The 3,155-nt window shown below is 43.0% G+C and carries 1 protein-coding gene; it reads right to left on the minus strand.

Annotated elements, in window-relative coordinates; genetic code table 11:
- Positions 1 to 130: 130 nt before the first annotated feature.
- Entirely contained in the window at positions 131 to 3,016 is a 2,886-nt protein-coding gene (locus EV211_RS10480) for a transglycosylase domain-containing protein (protein ID WP_166635453.1), read from the minus strand.
- Positions 3,017 to 3,155: the final 139 nt, after the last annotated feature.

Raw genomic sequence — 3,155 nt, forward strand, 5'->3', positions numbered from 1 at the left:
GTTCAAAGCGGTTTCACGCTGCTCCTTTGAATACATTTTATAGCTCCTTTCGGAACCCTAATAGAGTCCAGGTTTTTGTCCGCACCCCCCTCTCATTGTAGTTGATGCAGTGGCCTTTACTGTTCTTTATTTAATTCCCGGTATCATCGCTGGTATCGTCATCAGTAGTATTATCGTCCTTATTCGTATCTTCATCCTTGTTTGTATTCTGGTCTTTATTATCTGAGACCTTCTTACTTGGACTTACAGGATATTTGTCAGGATCCGGATTATGCTTGTAACAATAATATGTAGGCGGGTTTTCACCCTTGCTTGTATCATAGGTCTTTGTCTCCGTATTTGGGCAGGATGGCGTTGCCAGGTAACCCGAATCGGTACAAATAGTCGCCTTCTTAGTTGTGTCAGCATAGGACACCGCACTATAGGTGCCGGTTATGTAATACTCTCCATTTACCCTTGTAACATCAGAAGGCATTGATTTATACGAGCCTTTGCTGGCATTAGGTATCTGACCCATTATCTTTCCCCAGAGGGAAGCCGCATAACCTGACATACTGGAAAGCTGGATGTTCACATCATTACCTATCCACAATGAAGCGGAATAACTTGGCGTGAAACCGTCGAACCATATATCATATTCATCACTTGTAGTACCTGTTTTACCACCGACCGTCACGCTGGACAAAGCAGCTCCTGTACCGGTACCACCGGAAACAACTCCTTTGAGAAGGTCAGTCATTATCCATGCAACTCCGCTGTCAAGGACTCTGGTCTTCTTAGCGTCACTCTTCTTAAGCAAAGTTTTGCCTTCATTATCTTCAACCTTAGTATAGCAGATGGTATCCTTGGCCTTGGTCCCGTTGTTAGGGAACGTCGTGTAAGCATTGGCCATTTCCGTAGTAGTAACACCGTTAGTCATACCGCCGAGGGCAAGAGCAGCCGCATTAAGGTCGCTGACAGAACCCTTGGTATCCAGAGTGGTGATACCATATTTCTTTACCATCGTAGCAGAATAAGAAGTTCCCACCTGGTACCAGATTTTTACGGCGCAGGTATTGATGGAATTTCTCAGAGCAGAACGCAGAGTTTGCTTTCCGCTGTATCCTCCGCCTGAGTTATACGGCCAGGTTCTACCGTTTACCGTGGTCTTTTCATCGACGACTATTGAACCGGCGGTTATAAACTTGCCCCAGCCTTTAGTTCCCTGTGCATCGATACCGAAATCTGTAAATGTATGCTTTTTACCGGCCTTTGCTTCTTCAGCACTCTGCTGAAGGGCTGCCGAGTATACTGCAAGTGGTTTGATCGAGGAACCAGGCTGCCTTGGATTGGTAGCTCTGTTATAGAGCATACGGCCTGTAGTCTTACGTCCGCCCATCATAGCCTTGATTTCTCCAGTTGAATTCTCGACGATTGTCATAGCTGACTGTGGCTGTATAGTCTTCTGATTCAGCGTATAACTTGTTCTTGGTATGCTTATGGTACTTCCGCTGATATTGAAGAAATTTTTACCTGCTTTACTCTTCATATATTTGGCTGAGACTATGACATTTCCGTCGCTGTCTGCAGTCTTATACTTCTGAGGTACATTAATGTATCCGCCTGAAATCGAGTACAACTTACTGTTCTTGAACAGGTACATAGTAGGGAATTCGATACTGTAATCAGTTTTCCCGTTTACTGTAGTCTTATATATGTTCAGACGTTTGTTTTTCTTTATTACCAGGGATCCGTCAGAGTTCAGCGTAGCCTCACCGGATTTGAAGGTGAAGGAGCCGTCGCTGAAGTAATCCTTATAATCATACATAGCTATCTGTCCCAGACTGTTAAGTATATTGCCGGAACTATCATACCTTATGTTGGTAGGAGTAGGGAAGTTGGAATCATTCTTGAATTCCTTCTGTATGACTTTCTGTGCCTTGGAATCTACAGTAGAGTAGATTTTAAGACCACCGGAATACACCTTATCGTAAGCATCGGAGTAAGACAAATCATTTTCCTTCTGCAGATCCGATATGACCTGGGATACCACGTAATCCGTGAAATAGGTCATGGATGAATTGCCGCCTGTAGAAAAGCTCGGATTGAGCATTTTCTTCAGGGAGACTTTGATAGCCTTATCGTACTCAGCCTGAGTGATATAACCCTGCTTTTTCATAAGAGCCAGACATGTTTCACGACGATCCTTGCCGGCGTCGTTGATAACATATGTGCCTATTGATGTACGCTTTAGTATATTCTTGTCCGTCGTGCTGACAGAATCATTGTCCAGTATCTGAACCAAAGCATATGAGGATGGTGCCTGAGGCAGTGAAGCTAACGCTGCACACTGTGACAGTGTAAGATCCTCGACATCCTTTGAAAAGTACGCCTGTGAAGCAGCCTCTACTCCGTAACTGCCATAACCGAGGTTAATGGTGTTAAGGTAAGCTTCAATTATCTGCTCTTTTGACAGGTTTTTTTCCAGCAAAACAGTATACCAGGCTTCTCGTATCTTACGTTTAAGCGTATGCTTGGTCATATCTGATTTCAGGAAAACGTTACGTGCCAGCTGCTGTGTAATAGTACTGGTACCGCTGACCTGACCGCCTCCGAATACAGAGTCCTTAATTGCGCCCATGATCCTTACAAAGTTGAAGCCATGGTGCTTCCAGAAGGTCTTATCTTCCAGGGCAACGTAAGCGTTTATAAGGTTCTTAGGCATTTGACTGTATTTAACGTTGGTACGATTTTCTCCTTCGTAAACGCTGTCTACCTGTTTCCCGTTAGAGTCGTAAATTACTGTGCTTTCAGTCAGAATAGAGTATATCTTACTTGTATCTATTTTAGGTGCAGTAGCTATAACAACAACTGCATAAGCAAGCACAGCCAGAATAATAGCCAGAATCACAGCCAGAACAAATTTAAAAAACTGCTTTTTGTTCCATCTGAATTTCTTCTTGCCATGGCCCGCAGTAGCACTGCCGCCGCCTGATTTAGCTATTTGATTTTTCTTTTCGTATTTGTCACTTCGCATCTTTTCTGTTTCCTTTATCATTTTGTTGATACAACAATGAAGACATTATACCATACTTCATAGTTAAAGTTAAGATTTTTCTAAGGAAATCGTTGATAAATGGTAATATATGGTATATTATATAATTGTTGTTTGGGTG

It is taken from the genome of Aminicella lysinilytica (genome assembly GCF_004362975.1).
GTDB classification, from domain to species: Bacteria; Bacillota; Clostridia; order Peptostreptococcales; family Anaerovoracaceae; genus Aminicella; species Aminicella lysinilytica.